General features: G+C 46.1%; 18 protein-coding genes and 1 pseudogene. 1 reads left to right on the forward strand and 18 read right to left on the reverse strand.

The features are described from left to right. Nucleotides 1–105 precede the first annotated feature (105 nt). From K6V21_RS25900 to K6V21_RS25985, 18 genes and pseudogenes are all read right to left on the reverse strand, one after another. Complete coding sequence (locus K6V21_RS25900; protein WP_224320364.1) at nucleotides 106–2472, reverse strand: DUF4906 domain-containing protein; 2367 nt, start codon at nucleotides 2470–2472, stop codon at nucleotides 106–108. A gap of 284 nt (nucleotides 2473–2756) precedes the next feature. Beyond that, complete coding sequence (locus tag K6V21_RS25905) at nucleotides 2757–4307, reverse strand: ATP-binding protein (RefSeq protein WP_217714275.1); 1551 nt, start codon at nucleotides 4305–4307, stop codon at nucleotides 2757–2759. Between the two features lie 94 nt (nucleotides 4308–4401). Then, nucleotides 4402–6780, reverse strand: a complete 2379-nt coding sequence (locus tag K6V21_RS25910) for a DUF4906 domain-containing protein (RefSeq protein WP_224320365.1) — start codon at nucleotides 6778–6780, stop codon at nucleotides 4402–4404. A gap of 286 nt (nucleotides 6781–7066) precedes the next feature. Then, nucleotides 7067–7654, reverse strand: coding sequence for a PDDEXK nuclease domain-containing protein (locus tag K6V21_RS25915; RefSeq protein WP_309493910.1), 588 nt, complete (start codon nucleotides 7652–7654; stop codon nucleotides 7067–7069). Then, nucleotides 7652–8134, reverse strand: a pseudogene (locus K6V21_RS25920) (DUF1016 N-terminal domain-containing protein); the annotation flags it as partial. The gene K6V21_RS25915 and the pseudogene K6V21_RS25920, both read right to left, overlap by 3 nt. A gap of 168 nt (nucleotides 8135–8302) precedes the next feature. After that, on the reverse strand, nucleotides 8303–9481 hold the full coding sequence (locus K6V21_RS25925) for a DUF4906 domain-containing protein (protein ID WP_224320366.1): 1179 nt from the start codon (nucleotides 9479–9481) through the stop codon (nucleotides 8303–8305). Continuing rightward, on the reverse strand, nucleotides 9438–10463 hold the full coding sequence (locus K6V21_RS25930) for a hypothetical protein (RefSeq protein WP_224320367.1): 1026 nt from the start codon (nucleotides 10461–10463) through the stop codon (nucleotides 9438–9440). The genes K6V21_RS25925 and K6V21_RS25930 overlap by 44 nt, the downstream gene beginning before the upstream one ends. A 43-nt stretch (nucleotides 10464–10506) precedes the next feature. Next, nucleotides 10507–11466 (reverse strand): fimbrillin family protein, encoded by a 960-nt coding sequence (locus K6V21_RS25935; protein ID WP_224320368.1) that lies wholly within the window; start codon nucleotides 11464–11466, stop codon nucleotides 10507–10509. A 12-nt stretch (nucleotides 11467–11478) separates the two neighbouring features. Continuing rightward, complete coding sequence (locus tag K6V21_RS25940; protein ID WP_224320369.1) at nucleotides 11479–12324, reverse strand: hypothetical protein; 846 nt, start codon at nucleotides 12322–12324, stop codon at nucleotides 11479–11481. A gap of 19 nt (nucleotides 12325–12343) precedes the next feature. Beyond that, nucleotides 12344–13213: a fimbrillin family protein gene (locus K6V21_RS25945; RefSeq protein ID WP_224320370.1), complete on the reverse strand. Its 870-nt coding sequence runs from the start codon at nucleotides 13211–13213 to the stop codon at nucleotides 12344–12346. Nucleotides 13214–13275: 62 nt separating this feature from the next. Then, complete coding sequence (locus K6V21_RS25950; protein WP_224320371.1) at nucleotides 13276–14343, reverse strand: fimbrillin family protein; 1068 nt, start codon at nucleotides 14341–14343, stop codon at nucleotides 13276–13278. A gap of 19 nt (nucleotides 14344–14362) precedes the next feature. Further along, entirely contained in the window at nucleotides 14363–15592 is a 1230-nt protein-coding gene (locus K6V21_RS25955; RefSeq protein ID WP_309493866.1) for a fimbrillin family protein, read from the reverse strand. A 36-nt stretch (nucleotides 15593–15628) separates the two neighbouring features. Continuing rightward, nucleotides 15629–16618 carry a fimbrillin family protein gene (locus tag K6V21_RS25960; protein WP_224320372.1) on the reverse strand — a complete coding sequence of 330 codons (990 nt, stop codon included), beginning with the start codon at nucleotides 16616–16618 and terminating at the stop codon, nucleotides 15629–15631. 13 nt (nucleotides 16619–16631) lie between these two features. Then, nucleotides 16632–17675, reverse strand: coding sequence for a fimbrillin family protein (locus K6V21_RS25965; protein ID WP_217714265.1), 1044 nt, complete (start codon nucleotides 17673–17675; stop codon nucleotides 16632–16634). A 64-nt stretch (nucleotides 17676–17739) separates the two neighbouring features. Further along, nucleotides 17740–18687 (reverse strand): fimbrillin family protein, encoded by a 948-nt coding sequence (locus K6V21_RS25970; protein WP_224320373.1) that lies wholly within the window; start codon nucleotides 18685–18687, stop codon nucleotides 17740–17742. Continuing rightward, entirely contained in the window at nucleotides 18684–19991 is a 1308-nt protein-coding gene (locus K6V21_RS25975; RefSeq protein ID WP_224320374.1) for a DUF3575 domain-containing protein, read from the reverse strand. The genes K6V21_RS25970 and K6V21_RS25975 overlap by 4 nt, the downstream gene beginning before the upstream one ends. Beyond that, nucleotides 19991–20365 (reverse strand): hypothetical protein, encoded by a 375-nt coding sequence (locus K6V21_RS25980; protein WP_217714263.1) that lies wholly within the window; start codon nucleotides 20363–20365, stop codon nucleotides 19991–19993. Before K6V21_RS25980 ends, K6V21_RS25975 begins: the two co-directional genes overlap by 1 nt. A 374-nt stretch (nucleotides 20366–20739) precedes the next feature. Next, nucleotides 20740–21690: a tyrosine-type recombinase/integrase gene (locus K6V21_RS25985; protein WP_224320375.1), complete on the reverse strand. Its 951-nt coding sequence runs from the start codon at nucleotides 21688–21690 to the stop codon at nucleotides 20740–20742. A 231-nt stretch (nucleotides 21691–21921) separates the two neighbouring features. Here K6V21_RS25985 and sppA point away from each other — a divergent pair, with 231 nt between their 5' ends. Further along, nucleotides 21922–23691 (forward strand): signal peptide peptidase SppA, encoded by a 1770-nt coding sequence (gene sppA / locus K6V21_RS25990; RefSeq protein WP_224320376.1) that lies wholly within the window; start codon nucleotides 21922–21924, stop codon nucleotides 23689–23691. The last annotated feature ends 11 nt before the right edge of the window (nucleotides 23692–23702 follow it).

The following is a 23702-nucleotide window of genomic DNA, read 5'->3' on the forward strand; positions in this document are numbered from 1 at the left end:
AATACAAAAAACGCAAAGGAAACAGACGAGCGCCACCGTTATGGGGCGGATTCGTCTGCAACCTCTGCGTTTTCCCTAGTTTCGGGGGTATGGTATGTTATTCTACTATTCTATTTTTTCCTGAACGCAACGGGTGGTGTGGGCGTCGTAATCCCTCATTGACCCTATTCCAGGCTTGGAGTTACCCGATACTACGAAAATTGTCGCACTTTCAGACGCAGACATATATCCTACTACCCCAACACTATTCAATTGAGTTATATTGGGCGGATACCCCGTAAATCGTATATAAAATTTACCTTCCGTATTATCATATTTAAGTAGTGCCCCGCCATCATCCTGCGCACTTGCAGGAATCACACTATTATTACGATTTATCAGAACATTAAGTTCACTCTTTTGGGGGATACGCCACCCTGCCGGGCACGGATCATGAATAGTTTTTATGGTACCCCATGCCGGACGCGAACCATCCGAACACCAAGTAGTACCATTATTACCAGCAATGGATATCGGTACCTGATAAGCCTTCTGTAACGAAGTAGCTCCACTACCGATGGACAAGGGCACAATTGCATGAAAACCATCCGGTTTATATCTATTCATGATATGTTTGGGAGGTGCATCCGCACTTAATGTAAATTGGTAGACACCTGGCAGTTTCTGCGTCGTATAACTACTTGGAAACGGGTCCTTCCGCCCTTTCTGGAAGTGGAAACCATTGTTTCGGGACATAGTAAGAATATCTTTCGGAATAGCATCGAACGCGCCTTCATAGGCACCCAGATTACGGTCCATCATGATGGCCGCAACAGTACCATCAGTACTGCTCACCGGCACCAGTTTCAACTTCCGCTTTTCCTCCGGCATCAGCACCGTTTCGGTTCCCGTAGCATCCGGATAATAATCCGTCACCCACACGTGCCAGCTCCAGAGGATATTCCCCGTACCATTCTCCCCGTCATAAGCGGCAATCACGCCGCTCCCGCCGGAAGTATTGGCTGCCGTGCGGCAATAAATGAGGCATTGCCCTGCTCCTGTTGCAGGAACCGTCGTGATAGTGGAACCATCTGTGCGTTTCACATCCACAATATTAGTGTGATCGTCATTACTATTGGCAATGCCCATCGTCGGATCACCCACATCACCATTCTCTTTGGTCTGCCAGAGCAACTTCACAGACTTGATGCCACCGGCACTGCACCAACTCACCAATTTATCATTAGTTATTGAAGTTCCATTGGACTGGAACACAAACGGATCGAAACAGAACGCACCACCCGGAGCAATCATGAAACAGTTTGCGGTAGGCAGAAGGTTGTTGTTATTTTCGGAAGCAGGTATCGGGTCAATATACGTCACACGACCGTCACCCGTAGGGATACCTACATGTTTAAAGTTCACTGTATAGTTATAATTGGTGTTACCCAGCACATTGAAGTCCGACGACTCCCTACCCCCAAAATAAACGCGATAGTCCAGTTTTTTCTTCGCATCCGTCTTATCCACGGCAACAAAATTAACAAAAGCACTTCCCTGCGGTGCATTGGCTTTCGTGCGCAATGCGTCCGAAGTGGCGGCAGGCGAACTCCCCCGCACATTAGCAGGTATCCAGCAGGAATAACTGCCACTATTACCCACCAAGGGAACTTCTATAGTCGTAAATTGCTGGATAAGCGATGGATAAGTGCCATCCTGTTCATCCGGTGCATCCACTACAGCATAAGCTAAAGGCACGCTTTGAATCAAGATTTGCTTTATGTCAAAACCACTAACAGTATATGTCCATGTCATTGTAAGCCGGGTTGCCAGGCGTTTCAGTCGGAGGCGGACATCATAAGCTCCGTCTATACTTTGGATGATATATTTACCGGAAGCGTCATCTTTCACCACTTTCACATGTTTCAGATGCAACACATAGGGCATCTTGTTCATGCCCGCTTGACTTGTCGGATCAATTTGGTTGAGTACTGTTGCCTCTACTGTTATTTCTTCCTGCACTTTTTGCAATGTTCTTGTTCCTAATTCTGTCTTAACCGTATTGCCATTACCACGCGCCACGATCACCAGTTGGCAATCTTCACTTGCTTGCAGTGTCACATCCAAAGTCTTGCCGATAGTGGCATTGGCAAAAGTGGAGCCTACAAGGTGCGTGCCTGCGGAATTGTATTGTCTGATTTCTAAATTATACAGAGCATCCGGGGTCAGTTCCGCAACATCACGAGTTGACAACTGGGGGGACAAGCTCGCCTCGAAGGAGGCAGTATTGCCTCCTTCGAGGCGAGCCCGAGGCACATCATAACCATTAAGTTCGGAGGCGAAGTCAAATGTCAGCGGCACCGTCACCAACCCATCATTACCCGTCGGAGCCTCTTCCTCCCCGATACTGTCTTCACATGCGGCCATTCCACCCGCAAGTGCAACTAACCCTAAAAATAGAGTCAAAAAACTTCCAATTTTCATTCGTTTCATATTCATACTATATTTATTTTTAATTCATTAAATACCAAATCATAATCATTATCTTACAAACTAATTTCAAACGACTGTTTATCCTAAAACAGACCGTCCATTTACCCGAAACAGATGGTCAGTTTCATTTAAACAAACGGTCTATTTGCTACGAACAGACCGTCTGTTTTTAATATATTTGCTGGAATAAATAAGGGGGAAAACAAACCGTCCCGCCACGTGTACTTTGCGGCACACGAAGCGGGACGGAAAACTAAAATTATTGATGAGAATCAGAAGCAAGCCTATTCTTCCACAAGCCACTTCTCAATATTACGTGTCGTATTACTAAAGTTTACGCCAATCTTGAACAAACGCCGGGCATCCTGTTCAAAAGGGAGCGCATAGCGTTTTTCATTTATCTGTTGCAAAGCCTCTTCAGCAGTGCCGTCCAGTTTAAACTCCATGATATAGATGAATTTGTCTGTCTGCAACACAAGGTCAATACGACCGTCCGAGGTGTGACGCTCCGCCTTGACATAGAACCCCAGCAACTTGTAAAGGATGAAAAGAACATTCTGATAATGAAGTTCAAGCTCACTCACCAGCTCATAAGGAGTATCCGCAAAGAAACTCCGAAGACGCTTGAAGAAAGCATCGATATCACCGGCACGCAACTCTTTCACAAACCTTTGTATCTCAAAAGGAGCCTCTACCTTGTTGAAGCGGGTATAGAAGGGAATCAAGAACTTCATGAAGCCTTCTTCCACCTCCTTGTTTGGGAAACCGAGACGATAAAGGCCGAACTCCTTGTCATAACCCTTTATAGTGAGATACCCACTCTGGAAAATCACAGGAATGGGATCTTCGTCACCATAGATACTATTCAGAACATCAGCATCAGTCTCCACGTGTGCCATACGTCCCAAGTCATAATGGGTACGTTTCAACAATTCAACCAGATAAGTGGGAGTACCCGTCTCAAACCAATAATTACTGATCTCCTTATATTTAAAAGCATTCAGCAAACTAAAAGGATTATAGATACCTATGGAATTATGTGTAAAATGATAACCGTCATAATACTCTTTCAGACGAGAGCCAAGGGCTTCAAACGTCAGTTCTTGCGCTTCAGCAAATTCGTGAAGTTCCGCTTCCAGATTATCATGAATTTCCCATTCACTGACGCCACAAATTTCGACATACTCATTACGCATCGAAATATCGTCCAGATTATTCAAATCACTGAACACACTTACCTTGCCAAACTTCGTCACTCCCGTCAACATCGCAAATTTGATGCAGCCATCCAGGGTTTTCAATACTCCGTAGAATGGTTTCAGTACTTCCCGAAATTGTTTTTGAAGTTCCTCATTTCCTATCGCCTGTAACATGGGTTTATCATACTCATCTACAAGAATGGCAACGCGTTGTCCCGTCTGCTCATAAGCCAAACGGATGACGTGATAAAACCGTTCTTCAGGTGCACGGTCAGCATACGGACTGTTATAGGCTTGCTCCCAGATTTCAAGATTTTTATTCAATTCTTCATACAGAGAATTCTTATCTTCATAATTACGGGCATTCAAGTCCAGATGCAATACCGGATACTTTATCCAATCCTTTTCCAGCTTCTCCATCGCCAACCCGGTGAACAGCTCCTTCTTTCCCTGAAAATATGCTTCCAAGGTAGAGATCAGCAGACTCTTGCCGAAACGGCGCGGACGGCTAAGAAAGTAATAGCTTCCGGTTTTCACCAATTGATAAACCAAAGCTGTTTTATCAATATAGAAATAACCATCTTTACGTATCTTCTCGAAATTCTGAATACCGATAGGATAAATCTTGCCACTCATATAGCTTTACTTTTAGATTAAGTACAGCAAAGATACTAATTGTTTTCCGTTATTCCAGCATGTCAAAGAGCGAACTTATAGTAGTGTTTCAATTCTATTCCCGTTCCTGAATACAGCGGATTGTATGGGCATCACTCTTATACATAGAGATTGCATCATAGTTCCCCTCCATAAATAACCTCGCAGCGGAATATCCTTTCGTCGTATTTTCTCCGGTGCAAGAGCAAACAGTACACAAGTTGCCAATATTCACAAAGGTGTTGAAATATCTGCCATATCCCGTAAACCTGAAATAAGAAGTATGTCCGCTACCTGAAGCTTCATAATAGACCAGATAACCTCCATCTTTACTTTTCGTTGCATCATTGCTTACATTCTTCCCACTACGTACTATAGCTCCCATATCAGTCCTCGATGCCACTCTCCAACCAGCCGGACAGGGGTCCCAGACAGTTTTGGTATCTCCCCACACGGCACTTCCCATTTCGGTAGTCCATTCAGGGCCTATGCCTGTCGTAATACCACCGGCAATTTGACCTCTTTTAGCATAAAAGACTGTCGGATTTTGGCAGACTCCCCGAAGATTCGTAAGATCCATTTTACCATCATTCACTACATAGGCAATGCCATCCGCTCCATAACGATTCTGCATACCTTCAGGCGGCGTAGATGAGTTTTTATTATCAATCATTTCGATTTCTTTTTCCGTATAACTACTCGGAAACGGATCTTTCCTGCCCCATTGATAATGCAGACCGTTTGCTTTCGACATATCCCGATAACTGGTCGGAGCCATATCCACATACCCTACCATAGCTCCCAGATTCCGGTCCATCACGGGCAATACATCAGAATTCCCATAAATAAAACGTAATTTCCGTTTATTAACAGGAGATAATACCTGTACATTTCCGGTATGCTCGGGAGCATAATCAGTCACCCACAAATGCCAACTCCAAAGGATATTCCCGTTTCCGTTTTCTCCGTCATAGGCTACAATCGCTCCATTGCCGCCTGTGGTATTCGAAGCCACACGACAATATATCCGGCATTGATTGATATCATAAGCAGGTCCTGTGAACACGGTGCCATCCGCATTTTTTATATCTACAATATTGATGTGATCAGTAGCACTGTTTACAATGCCTAGTACCGGATCGCCTACATCACCGTTTTCACGGGTCTGCCAAAGCACTCTCACAGACTTAATGCCGGAAGTAGAGTTACACCAACTTTTCAAAGTAGTATTGGTTATAGTTGCCCCCTGCTGCTGGTATGCAAACGGATCAAAACAGAAAGCACCACCCGGTTCCACCATAAAGCTGTTAGCAGTAGGGACAAAATTATCATTATTCTCAGAAGCCGGAATCGGGTCGATATACGTCACACGATTATCGCTCGTAGGGATGCCGACATGAGCAAAATTCACAGTATAAGCATAATCTTTATTGCGATACATATTAAAGTCTGTTGAAGCCCCCGAGCCGATATAAACACGATAATCCAGTTTCTTCTTTGTATCTACATCATTCACTGCTACAAAATTGAAGAAAGTACTTCCCACAGGTGCATTCGCTTTGGTGCGCTGAGTTTCCGTTGTAGCGGCAGCGCTCTCACCGCGGACATTGGCAGGTACCCAACAGGAGTAAGAACCATGCGCGGCATCCGCATCCGCAACAGGAACCTCCAGCGTAGTGAACTGCGATACGATGGAAGGGAACGTGCCGTCACTTTCCGGTTTATCCACGATTGCATAATTCATCGGTACACTCTGAATCAATAATTGCTTCAGTTTATATCCTGCCACTTTATAGTCCCATGTCACAGTCAGACGCGTAGCCAGACGCTTTAGCATCAGGCGCATATCATAGCTTCCATCCGGACTTTGAATAACCGGAACGCCATTGACCGTAGCCACTTTTACATGCTCCAAATGAAGCACATAAGGCATCGCGTTCATGCTATTTGCCTGCGAAGGGTCAATCGCATTTATTACTGATGAATTTACAATCATACTTTGTACAGCTTCTAAAGTTTTAGTTTCCAAGGCAGAGACGGCAGGACCACTACCGCGCGCCACCAATACCAGTTGACAATCGTCAGCCTCCTGTAAAGTCACTTCAAGGCTTTTGCCGATATCCACAGTCCCGTAATCCTTTCCTGTCAGATGATTTCCGTCTGCATCATATTGCCGAATTTCCAGATTGTATAGTTGATCCGGAACATCGGTTGAAGAACAGGTGATCACACTGGGCAACAGGCTCGCGTTGAAGGCGGTATAACCGCCTTCAACGCGAGCCGTTGCGGCGAGCCGTTGCGGCGAGCCGTTGCGGCGAGCCGTTGCGGCGAGCCGTTGCGGCGAGCCGTTGCGGCGAGCCGTTGCGGCGAGCCGTTGCGGCGAGCCGTTGCGGCGAGCCGTTGCGGCGAGCCGTTGCGGCGAGCCGTTGCGGCGAGCCGTTGCGGTATAACTCACCGAATGATTCCTCGGCGAAGCCGAAACTCAAAGGCACTGTTACTAAATCTTTTCCTTCTCCTGAAGAAATCGGGGCATCAACACGGTCATCGCATCCGATAGTACCGATATACAAAGCCGCAAATTCCAAAAGCAAATAAATATTCCTTTTCAATATCCGTTTCATATATTGCTTAATTTAAAATTATCTATTCAAAGCCGGAATACCGGAAAACAAACCGTCCCGCCTCGTGGACCTTACGGCACACGGGGCGGGACGGAAAACAATGTTATTTCATCAGATTTACTACAACCTTTCTTTTGCTAACTTTATTGATTTCTTCAATTGAATCTCTAAAACCTTCTTATCTGGTAATTCCGTCAAATACTGGGCGATATGTATTCCTGAGTTGCCCAACTCCAACAGTTCTACAAGACTATCACTTTTCTCAGCGCAAAGCAAAATTCCCATAGGAGAGTTTTCACCTTCTGCTCTTTCATGTTTATCCAGCCAGCGTAGGTATAATTCAATCTGGCTCTTATGCTCTACCTTGAATTTACCTAACTTCAACTCGATAGCAATGAGTCGTTTCAGCTTTCTATGATAGAACAATAAGTCAATATAATAATCCACATTATCAATAGTTATCCGTTTTTGGCGGGCAAGAAACGCAAAGTCGCTTCCAAGTTCCATGATGAAATTTTGTAAATGAGCCAAAATTGCAGATTCAAGGTCTTTTTCCGAATAAGTATCATTCAAACCTAAAAAATCCAATATAACAGGGTCCCGAAATGCCATTTCAGGAGTCAATTGCTTCTCCTTACGCAGTAATTCGATATCATGAGCTATGGTTTGCTCCGGTTTCTTACTGATAGCAGTACGTTCATACAACATAGAATCAATGCGTTCATTCAACTGACGCACACTCCAATGTTCCATTTTACACATTTCAATATAAAAATCCCGTTTCAAAGGATTATCAATAAACATTAATGCACGAATATGCGACCAACTCAATTCTATACACAGTGTGTATAAAATCTCCCTATCAACAAAAACTTCGGCACAACGTATGCAATGCCTTAACTGTTATTCACCCCATCCTTTCCCAAAAGCCACTGTCAACTCTTTACTCAGATTGGATAATATCTGTTTACCGTACTCAGCACGTTGATCTTTCAGAACTTCTTGCTTTATACGCTTCTCTATATTCCAGTAAAGCAATGTAATAGCACTATTTACCTGAGTAGCCACCTGCCGCCGACTCCTTGCTATAAGTTGTTTTATCTCTGTGGCAAGAGGATTGGACGCACTGTTCTCCAATATTATATCTTCGGATTCATTCATTATAGTTATTCTTTTGTTAATCAACATTCTACTGATTAAATAGATAACATACACATTGTCTTACAAAGGTACTAATTATTTTCCGTTATTCCAGCATGTCAAAGACCGAATCATAGAAGAAACCGCTGCGCGTATTCATTCCTCCGGCTGCGGTATATCCGTCTTCTTCATCCCAGTCATATCATTCTGTTTTATCTAAAAATCCACATTTTTGTTAATTGTGTCCACCTCATCGAATACCACCACGTTGCCGTTAGTGATGGTGACACGAACATCGCCGCTGTTAGCACCGCTGATCTGGACATTCAGATTGTACTCGTATCCGCGCTGAACATTATAGTCATTCATCAAATTTCCGCCCAGATAAATGCAATATTCCACAGCGATAGAATCTATAGCACCGGGATACGTATATGCCGCTTCCAGAACCAAACGAGTACATCCGTCCAAACTGCCATTATCTCCGGGTCCCTTTCCTACTAAATTCTTTTCGGCAAAAGAGGTAGCCGTACCCGTACCCCTGAGATTTTCACCCATATAAAATGTACGGGAACTTCCCAATGCCAACTCACCACTACCGATATTGATAGCAGCAGTAGATGAGGAAACTTCAGACAAGGCAGGATACTTGGTAGACAAAACCCCGCCACCACGAGTATACAAAGCCATCTTCGTGGGAAGAGAGTAGGCCTTCACGCCTGTGACCGATATTGTACCCTTAAAATCGGATGTTTTCCCCCACTTCAAAATAACACGGGCAAACGTACGCTGCAAAGGGGCAACAATAACAACCTTTCCCTTGTCACTGCCCGAAGCCGCCGGAGTATATTCTAACGGTCCTGTGGTCAATAAGGTAGGCTCATCTGCAACGCCGGGAGTTATATCTTTAGTTTTTTGCTTCAGCAATGTCTCACTTCCGCTAAAAGACGTGAGAAAATCCGTACCTGCATTAACTATGATATAGAAGCGGCTCTTTATATCAGAAAATTCTGACGTGGTTACATTTATGATACTTCCATTATTTTCCGGTTCACCAATAGCACCACCGGCACTCGCCATACCCGAGAAATTCTTCGCAAACAAAAAATTTTCATTGGAAGCATTATATTGTACCACCCATACATCATAAATCGTTATGTTACTCAAAGTGGGAGTACGTGTATCTACATCAATTCTACCCGGCAAACTAAGCCGGAACACAATTCCCCCTTCTTCCCGGACGGACTCATCATCTACGCAAGCACTCAGGAAACAAACGGACGATATTCCCCAAAGAAGACATATCCATAACCCTATATTCGCTTTTCGCATCATAATCATTCTAAATTTATTAATCTCCTCCAAGACCGTCAGACGATAAATCAACCGTATCATACTCTTTTACCGCCAACGTCAAATCACTGGGTTTCAACACTCCATAAAAAGTAAGTGAAAAATCAAACTGATAGGTCATTCCCGGCAACAATACCTTCTGTATGGAAGCTGGAAAACTACCGGTATAAGAGTCCTCCCCCTCATTATAACCAACCGTCAAATTGACCTCAAAGTCTAACATCTGCGAACCATCCACCGGCAATACAACCTGCGCCTCGCTAATCCAAGGTTCACTAACCTTTTCACGAGTGAACTTGTCAAAAGTAAAAGATGAATTATAGCCGGAAGCAGGCTCCCAAGCCGTACTTCCTAATTTATATGTCAGTGTTTCCGCCAATCCCTTAATTCGAATCCAGTTAGCTTTCAAAGAACTGACAGGTACGGGTTGCGTTCCATTTTTAGTTTGTACTGTAGTAACCACACGCGCCCCCATCCGTGTAAAAGGCCGTGGCAGCGATACCAGCATGGTGTTTTCCCCCGTCTTGTCGGGTTGCACTACGATGCCTTCCATTTTGGTGTACATAAAGTCTCTGCCATTCCCTACGGTGAAAGAACCGTCCGCGCTCAATTCCGGCACTTCGGTAGAAGAGTTGTACGACACCAGATAAAGGTCGTACGTGCCACGATAAAGAGTCAGGTTACCCGTAGCCTTGCCCGGAGAACCGGGAGTTGTTTCGGATTCCTGCACTGTATAGACACGACTATCCAAAGGAGCTTCCAATTTGACTGCCCCTGCCGTGAATGCATAGATACGAAACGTTTTCCCCACAGCCATATCTTCTGTTGTGGAAGTCGTTCCGGCACCATCCGCCCGAGTCAACGCCGCACTGTACATATCGAATGTCAACGTTACCGGATCTCCCGGATCCGGAACCGCATCCGGCAATACGGATTCCCCGGAACCGCACCCCGCCAATCCACATACAAGCAAGGCTATAATCAAGCGGAACCGTAATCTCAAAGTCAAAAGTCCATATTCCATAATCTTTCCCTTCTCCCTCACACTAATCACTTATCACTAACCACTAAATTCCTATTCCCGTATTCTGATTGGCATCGTTCTTCCACGCATCAATCTGTACGTTCGTAAGGTTGCCTCCCATTTTGTCTATCGTAATGGCGTACACATAATGGCAGGCTGCTTTCCATCGAACCTCATTCACTGCCGCCGTCTCAAATGAACGTTTGGTAATGGTTCCGTCCGTTTCCGTAACCTCCACCGTCAAACGGAACGAAAGACGGGTTTCACGGGCGCTCATAGGTGCTACCAGAGCACTCACATTAGGCTGGCTCTGAGTAGTATTAAGCACCACGCTACCATTCAGGATAATGGAGTTGGTAGACGCCAGACCATTCAGAATACCGTCCTTCAGATTCATGATACCACTGGTACCCGTTTGCAAACGGGCTGTACTGCTCAGTAGCTCTATTTTTTTCAACGTAACCGTTTCTTCCACATTGTCCGACTTCAACACCCGGAAGCTAACTTTTGCCAAAGCATGGTACATGGTAAACGTCACCGCACGGGAAGCAGAGTGCACCGTCTCCGGATCAGACTTTCCATACAGGTAATCGGTCTGCCCCGATGCGGTGAAATTGTCCGCGACTACCGTCACCGGAATGGTGTGATTCCCCCCTGCAACGTTCGTCACCGCCAAGCTGGAAGGAGAAAAGGCATATAAGTAGTCAGGTGCCGACGCTTCCACCGTTATCGTAGGCGGAGCATCACAACTCCATGTGCCACTCTGCAATTTATATACATACGGCGCATTATCCAGAGCCGTATGGCTATTATTAGTGACATATACACCGATTTCATTCAGTTGAGTGGCTCCCAGAGCGCGTGTACCCGAAAGTTCGGGAAGTTCTACCGAACATACCTGCAAGGTATTGTCCGCCAATACCGGACCGGACAACGTTTCCCCGTTGCATGCCGATAGCATGAAAGCCAGGAGTGGCATGAGTGATAAATTTATATTTTTCATATCCTTCATGAATCAAGTTGCATTTCCCGCATTTTCTTCATTGTCAGTACCATTCCAATCCGGGTCCTTGGCAAAATCCTTTACGACCACACTGTTGAGGATCAACTCGCTGGTAGCCGTAAACGTATATTGGTATTCGGTTCCCGCCTTTAAAGTCAAACCCGTATCGTTTTCTACATAGCTTTTACCGGTTGCATCAAATGTACTCGCCTTCACCGTAATGGTATACGGAATAGCGGCACCGGGCGAAAAAATGCCCGCATAGGTGTGACGCAGTTTATTGTCGCTGCCGTTAGTTTGCAACAGCAGGATAGACTCATCCTGGGATTGATTTCCACTACACAGTCCTTTGCCGGTAAGCGTAGTACCTTGCGCGTCATTGTTTGCTTCGTAGATTATAATCACCGTTATCTTACAGGCGGCCGGAACGAAAGTAAAACTAGCACGATTTCCTTGAGCCGTTGCCGCAGCGGAAAGCTGATTACTCTTCCAGAAGTTCGTAGCCGTTCTTTGGTCAGACAATATACCGCTAAAATCAGAAGGGAAAGTTGCCGTAAACTTCTCCCCACCCGTAGTCGTCATAGGGGTAGCCTCATCGACAGGAGTCCACGCTCCGGTAGCAGTCCGCTTATAATTTACACCGGAAGATGCGCCGGTCTTGGCAATCCGGATAATATCGCCCGCTACAAATTCCCGTTTATCATAATCGGAAGCATGGATGTCATCCGCACGGGTACGGACGCTACCGACTTCGGCGGATACATCCAGCGGAAGAGGCACGTACACTCCATCCCGTCCACACGAGGAGCACCCGACGAGTGTACACAACAGTAGCGTTCTATAAATCCTGTTCATCATTTATATCTTATCTTTAATTCTAATCAAATCCTCCGGTATGCCTCACTTTCAAATCCCACCGCTTTATCTCGGCATCTCCTACGGGAACAAGAATATCATTCCGAAACTTCAACGTATATGTATAACTGGTGGATTTTTGCATACCGCAACGAAGCACCACTTTATAAGTCACACTATATTCATCAATCACAGTCACCGTTATATCCGTATCCGCACTCCGGGGGTAGATAACCGCACACCAGCTATGCTGACTTGTATCGGGCCGAAAAGGATAGATAGTCTCTACTGTTGTAGCACCACCTGTACGAAGCCCGGAAGCTTGCAGGATGATACGGCTGAAAGCCGGCAGGGAGACGCTACCGCTACCCTGAAACTTGAGGGTAAGCTTCACATTCTCGTGCCCGAAAGCATCGTCCCCTGTAAAGTTCACTTCGGCACCCGAAACAGAAACTTCCGGGGTAAGAAGATAGTTGCTCCGTAGAAAAGCACTTCCATCCGCAGTAGACTGATCGGTACGGATACCGTCGTAGGCAACCGGAAAAGACGCACGGCAAGTGGTGGCAGGCAAGAAACCTAAACCCGAACTTCCGGTGGTAACTTCCCAAGCACCGGCAGCGGTATTCAAGGTATATCCTGAAGAGGCCAGTTGAACATCGTTGCGGCTACAAGCTACGTTTATCCGGTCGCCGGCAATAAAATCGGAACGGTCATAACTGTTCAATGCCACCGCCCGCGTAGACGAATAATCCGTCGTACCGATTTCAGCTGTCACAGTAAGTGGAGTGCCTTCGGCAACCGGAAGCACGGACGGCTCGTCAGTGCAACCCGTTGACAATAGAAAAGAGGCAGCGAGAATTAAATACAGTATGTTTTGTTTCGGTTTCTTCATTATTCAATTTCTATATATAAGTACTTATGGCCTTTCAGGCTAATAACCGGAAGCACTTCGGTTTAACCGATAACCGGGGGAACTTCAGTAGAGTCTCCCGAAGGAGCATCCGTCCATCCCTTGATACTTACGCTCTTTAGGGTTATATCATTCTTGTCGAGCAGCAGTTTATAGGTATAGGAATTACCTTTTGTCCACTCGGCATTGAATAAGTTGGTAGTGGTGGTCAGAGTACGGTCGTTCGTTGAGGTACTCTTTTGCCCCAATACCAGTTTCACTGTCACAGATTGCATGGTGGCACCCTTGGGAGCAACCAGTCCGTAAGCAACCCTTGCCGGAGTACCGATATTGCCGGGTAGCTGCGGATTTTGAGCCGCTGAAAAAGTAAGAGTGACGGGCATCGCGGACGAGGAAAAAAACAGCGTGCCGTCATTCAGTTGCAAGGTGCAGGCACCGGCATGGAAAGGCCCTTCCAGGCTGATACTTTTCACCCAGTCATATTCACTATCAGGCACACGTCCCGCCTTATACTCGATGGTGAAGATAAGCCGGGTAAGGGCATGTTGCAGATAAACCGTAGGATTGTTATTGTCACGGTTCACGGTTATCGGAGTAGCATCGCCGACAGTTCCGCTTGCCGATCCGTACAGATAGTCGCTCTGCGAACAATCGGTGGCATTGGCACCATCAAAGGTCTGCGAGGCTGGCAAGGTGATGGCAACAGTACGAGTAGTTCCATTATCCACAATAGTCAAATTCGACTCTACAGCAGGATACCACGCATAGAGCCGTGCCTGCGCACTGCGCAGATTGACAGGACGCGAAGCCGTCCAAACATCCGAACCACTTAATGTGAACAGGGCGGAAGAAGCCTCCGGGGTAGCATAAGCACTATGTCCATCGGACGCCAAAGCCAAACAAATACCGATTTCTCCCACTTGACCGGATGCCGTACCCGTCTGACTAACAACGGAACGGGTATCGGTAGAACCGGAAACAGCGTTTACCATCAGCTGTAAAGGAATCGTGGCGACTTCTTCAATGCCCGGAGCATCCTTGTCTGTACACCCGGCTAAAAGGAGGGTGCAGACAAGGAAACTACGGATATGTATGGACAAGTTGCAATTCATTGTTCGATAGGGTTAAAGGCTATTTGATTTCCAAATCACCGGATACTACTTGCTCTGTCCAGTCGGTAACAGTAACTTTGTTGATTGCTAATCCCTGTCCGCTGAGTTTGACGGTATAGATGTAGTTCTTACCTTGCTCCCACTTCTTGTGATCGGAAGCCGGCGCCGAGAGCTTTACATCATAATCAGCTGCATCGATGGTGAAAGTAGCTTTCACCTGATTGGCATCTATTGATGCGGCAGGCAATACCAGCATACTCAGTTTTTTGGAAGCGGCCGCAGCATCGGCATTGGCAGTAGAACCCGCGGCAACAGCAGTAGCACTGGCAACAGTAGCAACCGTAATCAAAGTATAGTTTGTAACCTTACGGGTATATGTGGCGGCTTGGGCTGTACCGTTCGCAATGGTTCCGTCGGAAATCTTCATCGTATGACCGTTACTTTTACTTAAAACAGTATTGCCACCTTCATTCTCCAACTTTATGCCGGTCAATGCGCCCGCATTGTGATAAGTGCCGTCATTGTATACGCGGAAACTTACCAAGGCAAGAGCATGGTTCATGGTGAGCGCTGCGCTTGTACCTTTCGGATCGGTACCTCTGCCATTGTCCACTTGAGTGGGACTGGAAGTAGCCCACATATAGTCCACTTCGCCCGGTGCGGCGGCAATGAGTTTTTTATTGGCACCAGTATTGTCTGCCCAACTACCGGGAGAGGCATTCCAAATTTTATCCGCATTGCCACATGGGGCAATGGTATAATTAGCATCAGTACCTGTCCCACCCTCATAAACGGTTAGAGGAATAGTAGAAGTTGCCGATGCATCACCACTGATTTTCAACGCCGTACTTGTGGCATATTCACCATTCGATCCCGGTGCATAAGCAGGATAATACGCATACACGGTGGCATCTTCGGAAGATAGATATATTTTATCAGTTCCGGAGTTGCTCCATGTACCGCTGCCTAGAGTGTAAATGGCATAGTTATTCTTCTTAGCATCCGTATTGGTAGTCGTACTCTGCGCATACACTGCGATGTTTTGCATCACATTAGCACCGTTTCCGGTTTGTTCTCCACCATTAATCGCACTACGCGTCAGAGTCACCTTAGGTGATACTTGTAGTTCTATCAGTTCATTTTCGTCCAACGGGACGGATTGTTCATTCTCACTGCATCCGATAGCTGCAATCAGTATCCCGGACAAAAAAGCGGAATAAATCAATCGCTTATTCTTCATTGTTTTCATTTTATTTTTTTCTACATAAAGTTTTGCCTATTATATTCAAGGCACCAATTCCTGATCGTCATCCACCTTTACCGATTCCCAGGGAACGGCTGTCACCGAAAGGATGCCCAAAGTAGAGTCCGTAAACCACAATGTGATTTCATGGGACATCCCGGCCTGAAACTTCTCTCCGGCAGACACATCATCGGTAAAAACAATCGGGATGTTCTGAAAATTCCCGAATGAGGTTTCCACATCCAGTGTGTATGTTCCGCCCGAAGCCAAAGGAGGTATCAACAAATCCCCTAAAGTGATCGTCGTGCCGGCATCAGCAGGAACCTCTATGCCCGCACCACTCTCTCCGGGATGCAAGGATAATCCCGGTGTACCCGCAAAAGAGGAGACTCCCGTAGCCAACAGCAAGATGACCTGAGACTTTGCTTCGTTCACTTTTAAACCGGTGACAGTTACCGCCTGTCCGCCCGCTTCCTTCTTGCGTGCCTTGAATTGCAGTCGGGCAAGCAGGTGGTTGAACTCCATAGGTTTGTCTCGCATGGGATCGGTATTCGTCGAAAACCGGTCGCCATCCCAACGGTTGCCGCATTGTTCCTTCGCATACAGCAGGTCTTCACTGCCGGTCAATGTATAGGAAACATTGCCGCCGGAGGGAACCGCCACAGGAGAAACGCCTACCAGATACATCCAATCACCCGTCTCGGGATATTCGGGTGTCTTGTCGCCACCCGACAATTTCCAGGTGACACTGCCATCCGTACCCACCGTTACATTCCGGTATCCTTCGTAGTTTCCTGTAAAAGCGGAGTATTCTCCCTGCCGGGTGGTTAGCACCACCGTAGCGTCGAAGGCATTCTCCGGCAGGTTATCCGCACGGGTGGAAGCATCCGGCAAAGCATCGCCCGCCGCATGAAGTTCCAAAGGGACGGCATCAACAGGAAGAAACTTGCCCTCCTGTGAACAAGAGGCTAAAAGCCCACACAGGAGGAATAAGCCCCAAGAGGTAAAAGTCAGGATACGTTTCATCAGCATACGATCAGCTATTTTATAAATCGGCACTGCCGGAAGCACCCTGCTGCCAAGGTTTCACGGTTGCGGTAGTCTTTATCGTGACTGCTGTGTCCGCATTGGCTGGCTCCTGAATAGTGAGCGTTATCTTATGGGATTTACCTTCTTCACGTGCCAGATCGATCTTTGCACCTGCGTCTTCTCCGTCAGTGGTTACACGTACATTGTTGAAAATCTTCTCAGCGCCGTCTACCGTAATCACAACATCCAATATCACCTCGGTATAAGGATTAATCATGAATGCCTCACCCACTTCGGTGGCTGTAGCAGCAATAGCCGCTTCGGAAATGCCGGGTACCTTAAAGGTTACAGGGGTGCTCCAGGTTATATCACCGTTAGCTACATTGATAGCCTGAGGAACAGAAGCCTTCTGAACAGCAATGCTCTTTAAAGCGACTTTCTTATTCTGCCATTCACCGCCACCTTGTACGCGCGTCAAACCAACGGCGAAGTTCAGCTGGGTAGTTTTATGGGTAAACGCCAGATTGTATTTGGCAGTACCGCCAGCATTCGTCTCATCTTTAGCACTACCTACGGATACCGTCGACGCCCACATCACATCCTGCGTACCGTCTTCCTGATTGAAGTTGACTGAAGCACCGCTATCTGCCACCTTGCCTGCCGGAGATACGGCGGCAATGAAAGATTTAACACCGTCGCTCAATGAATAATAAAGTAACTGATTCAATGAAATATCATTGGCGGGAGTAGCGGCTACCGTAAATGAGGCGGCGGAAATGCTGGCGCGACTCGTCAACTGGTTGCTTTCATCAATTGCATTCTTCTCCACTTTTACAAATTTGCTCCAATCGGCTTCACTCCCACTGCCATCGCACATCAGCAAAGTGGCGCTTACATTTACTCCGTCCGCTGCAACGGCACGCGACACGGCTTTCACTTGTTGTCCCAGATTGATAGGTACTGCATTCACCGGAGCCTCCGGCAGATTGATCTGGTCATTCTCACTGCATCCTGCCGCAATCAATAAGGTCAGTAATGCCACGCTCATTTTTGTTTTCATATTCACGTTTTTAATTAAATGATTAATAAATTATCAGTTCACAATTATATTTTCGTTTTACCGTTTATCGCGTTTTATCCGCCCCATCCCATCCCGGAATGTCACCACTGCCGGAACTTCCCGTTTTCCAGGGCACAACGGTGGCAGTGACCTTCACGGAAACTGGGTCCGGCAAGATGGGGGTAGGCAACGTAACCTGTACCGTATAGGCTATTCCACCTTCACTGCCACCACCTTCGAAGCTGACTACCAGGTCGTGATACGTCAGATCATGAGAACGATCATCGTCGATGGAAAGCACCATGTCCAGCAGAAATTCAGATTTGGGCTGCACCAACACATAGCCGGGAAGCTGAAGCGTAGCATTCACAAACGGGATACCTTCTGAATCTTCAGGGGTGGAGTAAATGGTTACGGGAACCGTTTCAGCACCATAGGACAACTTGCCGCTGCTTAGTGCCAATGTTACCCGGCTGACAAGCCCCTTGAGTTGCAGGGAACGCATCCGCAGGGAAGAAATGCTGACATCGCCTTCAAGATGAATGGAAAAATCCAGTTTTATCAACAAATGATTGTACATCAGCATTTTACCGTCTCCGAAAGTGAAAGGGGATGAAAGAGAACCGTTCTGTTCGTCACTGAGCAACAGATCTTCACTGCCCGTCAAAGTATACGCCAACGTACCATCGGCTGCCAGAGGCACAGGAGGATAATACCCGCGGAGATAGAGTGGAGAACCATCTTCGGGATAATAACGCACAGGGGTGAGAACGATTTCACCGGCAGTGGCAACACCATCCCATGCCTGCGCATAAGCACCGGATGAAGAACCGCAGGCTACGCACACGGGAGTAGCATCGAAGGCATCGACAGCCGCGCGGGTGCGGATGCCCGTATAAAGCCGGATGGGAACAGGATCGGGACGCGTCTCAAGCGTACGCTCCGTACAGCTACTGCACAACAAAAGCAAAAGTAGCCCTGCATTGTATATATATCGCATCTTTCCTTTCATCGTCTTATTGTTTTGTTCCACCATCGGTAAGTCAGGCTAAAGTTGAAACCAGTGATGCCCCAACGTGAAGAAGGGAAATCATGGTGATAATAGGCATGGGGAGGTTCATTATCGTATGCTTTACCGGAAGCGTCGAGGTAGCCGCCACGAAGTCCGGCTTCCAATCCCCAATGGCGGGAGAGGCGAAGATACAGCCCCAGGGAAAGGCCTGCACTCCAATAAGTACCGGTAACACTGGAACCATTACGGTTCGAATCACCGTCATGACTGGGCTGGTAGTCGAAATCACCCAACAGGCCGTATGCACCCAGATAGAGCCAACGGTAAGTGCCGTCTCCCAGCAACCAGAAACGGGGTTCGAGGCTGTAACCGGAGATGCCCCAAAATTTATGGTTTGTTCCTCCCTGCCAATGACTGTATTCGCCTGAAGCGGAAAGAGACCAGCAACGGGCAAAAAATAGTTCTAGAGCAAGGTTGGGACGTAAGGAAGCTATTTTACCCTCCGAAGTAAGCCCCGTCCATGTGAGAAGGTTCGTCTTCAGGGAAAGAACAGGTTTCGGACGACGGGCACGGGTAACCGAAAACCGGGACAGAGTTATGTCGGGAACCGGATACAAGGTATCCACATTGGCAAACGACGCTTTACTTTCACTGTAAGTAGTCATCGGAAGCGACAGTTCATCGAGATGCGCTGTTTTTTCTTTCATCCGTACCATGCATACCGCTGCATTACGCAGCTTCGGAAGCAGATTCTTATTGATATATTTATAAGCATATCCGCAATTCAACCGGCGCAACAATACCTTACAGCGTTCTGTATCGGAAACCTTATCAAGTATTTCCAGCACATCGTCACGGTCGGGAACAGAAGCATCCGCCTTTACCAATTGCCGGAGCCCTGTCCAGTCTTCGCCTTGTGGACGAATAACGATACGGAATTGATCGAGATGAGGGTATTTCCAAATAAGATAGCCTTTCACGGCAATAGCACGACGTTGAGCCAACCGGGTATTGTAACGGACAGCCCCTTCGGGAGAGGCATAGGAGGTAATGGTGATTGTATCGATGGAGGAAACGCAAAGAGTGTCGGAAAACAAAACGCGAAATTCATCCAGTGTGCGCGGGTTGTCCATATAGTCATACTCCACCAAAGTACGGTCGAAACGAAAATACAGCAGTAAAGGCTGACGACAAAGACTATCAGCAATACTATTCACCGACTGCCTGTCGCTCAAGCCAATAGGATGAACCGGAGACAGCAGAAACCAAAAGCTGCCAAGAAATATAAGCAAATATCTTTTCATTATAGATCGATCAACTTGATTTCGGACAAATAAAGACGAGTCATCTGGTTTATCACGCCCAAACGATTAGCAGCAGCACGATATTGATGATACATCTTCTCTTTAGTGGGATAATTGCAATTCAGATGTTCATCAAGAGCCTCCAGTATATTAAGTAGGGATATATCCATATAGGAACGGGTAAGTTCATACGAGGAGAGCAAATCAGAAAATGGAACGTCCTTACGACGAATCAATCCCGCTGACTCAAACTTAGTGAGAATATCAATCATTTCTTGCGGCGCAATCGTCAATTGTGCTGTGCGATAAGGCTTGCCACCGGCATAAATGTCGTACAATATAGCAATCGCCGTTTGTGTCAGTTGTGTGAGCATAATTATAATCTTTAACCGTTACTTCGTAAGTAACGGAAGCACGCAAATACGGAAAATATAAGGTGTTATAGGAATACGGCGCGCGGTTGAATTACAGATTACGCAAGAATAGAGCGTAGAATATCACAAGTCCATGTTGAAGGTAAAGCGTGGAGAGGAGAATTTATGTGTGTTCTCATAGCCGGAATGGCAATTATATGTCGATTTATGGTTTGTCTTGCTTGTTTGAGTTGTGTTTTCAGTTAAATAATATCCAATTTTGCATTTTATAATTTGTTTTTATCAAATATTTAATATCTTTGCAGCAAGATTACATATCCGTTACTTACGAAGTAATGCCTCTACACACTGTTACTTACGAAGTAACAGCCATTTCAAATCTTACTCCATACATTTTTCCTTCCGGTAACAATATAATTAATAATTATCCGATTTGCTTTTTCCAGTTCATCTCCTCCAAAGCTTTTCAAGTATGTGCGAGTGACTTCCAGAGAAGAGTGTCCTAATCCTTCGGAAATAATTTCTTCCGGTACCTGGCAGTATTTGGCAAGTGTGGCCCAGGTATGGCGTGCAGTGTATGAACTAACTTTCACTCCTTCTACCCCGCACAGTTCAGGAAGCTTGGACAAATGCAAATTCAGCTCACGAAGTTTTCCTTGATATTCTTCGAAAGCTTCTTTATCCGAGCAAGTGCCACTAAGAAAATTAAGAAGATAAGGGGAGTCTGGTTCATAATTACGGTAGCGATCAATCAATACCATTGCTTCGGGAACCACTTTCACGCAAAGTTCCGTACCCGTTTTCTGGCGATGACAAGTTAATAATCCACCATTCAAGTCATTTTTATGCAAATGTGCCAGATCCGTATAAGGCATCCCCTGTAAAAGTATCATCAAAGAGAGGGTGTCCTGCGCCTGGCATATTTTCGGCGATAATTTCCGATTTTCAGGTGTATGCACTAATTTCTGCATCTGCGAAGCTGTGACGGCCCGCTTTTTCTCCGAGGTAACTCCCGTCTTCAAGTTTGCAAACAGACGGAATTCACCTGCCACCAACCCGCGGTCTACCGCACGATTATAGACCGCACGCAACGCACGAATATAAGTGGAAATAGTGTTGTAGCTCTTCTGCAAATCTTCCAGATAAGTCTGGAAACGATGCAAGGCTCTTCTGTTCAGGCCTCCCCAGAAGATTTCACCACCTCCCACAGATTGAGTAAATGCCCGTAAGGCATACTTGTAGATATTAGCAGTGGCAAAACGCCCCTCTTGCTGCAACTCTACGATGACTTCGTTCATGAAGTCGGTTAAACTGTTTTGCTTCATAATTAATAGTATTAAAAACATATCCAAACATAAAAACTACAAAGATGAGATTCTGAGGAAAAAAACACAGGAAAAGCCGAAATGTTGAAAATCGGTAAGTTTGCGGATTACAACATTTTATGAGAAGAGTGTGACAAAATGAAAAACCTTGCGACAGATAGAGCAAATATCAATTCAATTATTTATCTTTGTTAGCTTTTATAAGTTAGCATACAAAAAACAATAACTACAATGAAAGAATTTTTTAAATTTACGCTAGCCACCATCACAGGTATCATTGTGTCAAGCGTCGTGTTGTTTTTCATCAGCATCCTGATACTGTTTAGTATGCTGTCCTCGTCAGAGTCTGAAACGCAGGTGCGTAAAAACTCTGTGATGATGCTCGACATGAGAGGTATGCTCTCAGAACGGAGCCAGGACAACCCTTTCGACATCTTCCTGAGCGAAGATGAAACTACGTACGGACTGGATGACATTCTTTCGTCTATCCAGAAAGCTAAGGAAAATGAAAATATCAAGGGGATTTACCTGCAAGCCGGTTCAATGGGTATAGGATTTGCCTCTTTGGAAGAAATACGCAAAGCGCTGGCTGACTTCAAAACCAGCGGTAAATTCGTGGTAGCTTACGGTGATCAATACTCACAACGCCTGTATTATCTGGCAAGTGTAGCGGATAAAGTGTTGCTGAATCCACAAGGCGCAATCGGTTGGTACGGTTTGGCTTCTACCCCGACCTTCTACAAAGATTTATTGTCAAAGATTGGCGTTGAAATGCAGGTATTCAAAGTAGGTACTTACAAATCGGCTGTCGAACCATTCATTTCTACGGAAATGAGTCCGGCCAATCGTGAACAGGTAACCGTATTCCTGGATGGTATCTGGGGACAAATGTTGAGTGATATTTCAGAATCAAGAGGCGTAAGCAAAGAAAAACTGAACGAGGCTGCCGACAAAATGCTGATGTTTTATCCCGCCAATGACTGCGTGGAATATGGTCTGGCAGATACTCTGGTATACAAAAATGACGTACGTAACTACCTGAAAACAATGGTGGGAATAGACAAGGATGACAGTATGCCAATATTAAGCTTAAAAGACATGGTGAACGTGAAGAAGAACGTTCCGAAAGATAAAAGCGGAAATATTGTTGCTGTGTACTATGCATATGGAGCCATTGACAGCGGAAGTTCGTATGCAGGTAGTGAAGATGGGATTAATTCTAATAAGGTAATCCGCGACTTGCGCAAACTGAAAGATGATAAGGACGTGAAAGCTGTAGTGCTACGTGTGAATTCTCCGGGCGGCAGCGCTTTCGGTTCGGAACAAATATGGTACGCTGTCACCGAACTGAAAAAAGAAAAACCGGTGATTGTTTCCATGGGTGACTATGCAGCATCAGGCGGTTACTATATCTCTTGCAACGCGGACAGTATTGTAGCTGATCCGACTACACTGACAGGATCTATCGGTATCTTCGGAATGTTCCCCAACGTGAAAGGATTGACGGATAAGATAGGTCTGTCATTCGATGTAGTAAAGACCAATACATACGCTGACTTCGGAGCAATGGGACGTCCGCTGAATGACGGCGAGAAGGCATTGATGCAGAATATGGTGAACGAGGGCTATGAACTGTTCGTGAAACGTTGTGCAGAAGGCCGGGGCATGACCACGGATGAAATCAAGAAGATTGCCGAAGGGCGTGTGTGGACAGGAACCAAAGCCAAAGAACTGGGCTTGGTAGACGAACTGGGTGGACTGGACAAGGCTTTGGAAATAGCTATCGGAAAGGCCGGACTGGATGCCTACACCGTAATGTCTTATCCGGGCAAGAAAAGTTTCTTCGATATGCTGACGGATACGAAACCCGGTGGATATATCCAATCTCGGATACTGAAAGGCAAAGTCGGTGAACTTTACAACCAATTCGACTGGCTGAATAATTTTGAGAACTGCGATAAAATTCAGGCACGCGTTCCGTTCGAGTTGAACATCAATTAAAGAAAGGAGTG

This window comes from Bacteroides cellulosilyticus (assembly GCF_020091405.1).
In the GTDB taxonomy this organism is placed as follows: domain Bacteria; phylum Bacteroidota; class Bacteroidia; order Bacteroidales; family Bacteroidaceae; genus Bacteroides.

Coding starts and splice junctions, on each gene's coding strand:
- K6V21_RS25900 (WP_224320364.1), bottom strand. CDS start 2,472: ATGAAACGAATGAAAATTGGAAGTTTTTTGACTCTATTTTTAGGGTTA.
- K6V21_RS25905 (WP_217714275.1), bottom strand. CDS start 4,307: ATGAGTGGCAAGATTTATCCTATCGGTATTCAGAATTTCGAGAAGATA.
- K6V21_RS25915 (WP_309493910.1), bottom strand. CDS start 7,654: ATGTTGTATGAACGTACTGCTATCAGTAAGAAACCGGAGCAAACCATA.
- K6V21_RS25925 (WP_224320366.1), bottom strand. CDS start 9,481: ATGATACGGTTGATTTATCGTCTGACGGTCTTGGAGGAGATTAATAAA.
- K6V21_RS25930 (WP_224320367.1), bottom strand. CDS start 10,463: ATGGAATATGGACTTTTGACTTTGAGATTACGGTTCCGCTTGATTATA.
- K6V21_RS25935 (WP_224320368.1), bottom strand. CDS start 11,466: ATGAAAAATATAAATTTATCACTCATGCCACTCCTGGCTTTCATGCTA.
- K6V21_RS25940 (WP_224320369.1), bottom strand. CDS start 12,324: ATGATGAACAGGATTTATAGAACGCTACTGTTGTGTACACTCGTCGGG.
- K6V21_RS25945 (WP_224320370.1), bottom strand. CDS start 13,213: ATGAAGAAACCGAAACAAAACATACTGTATTTAATTCTCGCTGCCTCT.
- K6V21_RS25950 (WP_224320371.1), bottom strand. CDS start 14,343: ATGAATTGCAACTTGTCCATACATATCCGTAGTTTCCTTGTCTGCACC.
- K6V21_RS25955 (WP_309493866.1), bottom strand. CDS start 15,592: ATGAAAACAATGAAGAATAAGCGATTGATTTATTCCGCTTTTTTGTCC.
- K6V21_RS25960 (WP_224320372.1), bottom strand. CDS start 16,618: ATGCTGATGAAACGTATCCTGACTTTTACCTCTTGGGGCTTATTCCTC.
- K6V21_RS25965 (WP_217714265.1), bottom strand. CDS start 17,675: ATGAAAACAAAAATGAGCGTGGCATTACTGACCTTATTGATTGCGGCA.
- K6V21_RS25970 (WP_224320373.1), bottom strand. CDS start 18,687: ATGAAAGGAAAGATGCGATATATATACAATGCAGGGCTACTTTTGCTT.
- K6V21_RS25975 (WP_224320374.1), bottom strand. CDS start 19,991: ATGAAAAGATATTTGCTTATATTTCTTGGCAGCTTTTGGTTTCTGCTG.
- K6V21_RS25980 (WP_217714263.1), bottom strand. CDS start 20,365: ATGCTCACACAACTGACACAAACGGCGATTGCTATATTGTACGACATT.
- K6V21_RS25985 (WP_224320375.1), bottom strand. CDS start 21,690: ATGAAGCAAAACAGTTTAACCGACTTCATGAACGAAGTCATCGTAGAG.
- sppA (WP_224320376.1), top strand. CDS start 21,922: ATGAAAGAATTTTTTAAATTTACGCTAGCCACCATCACAGGTATCATT.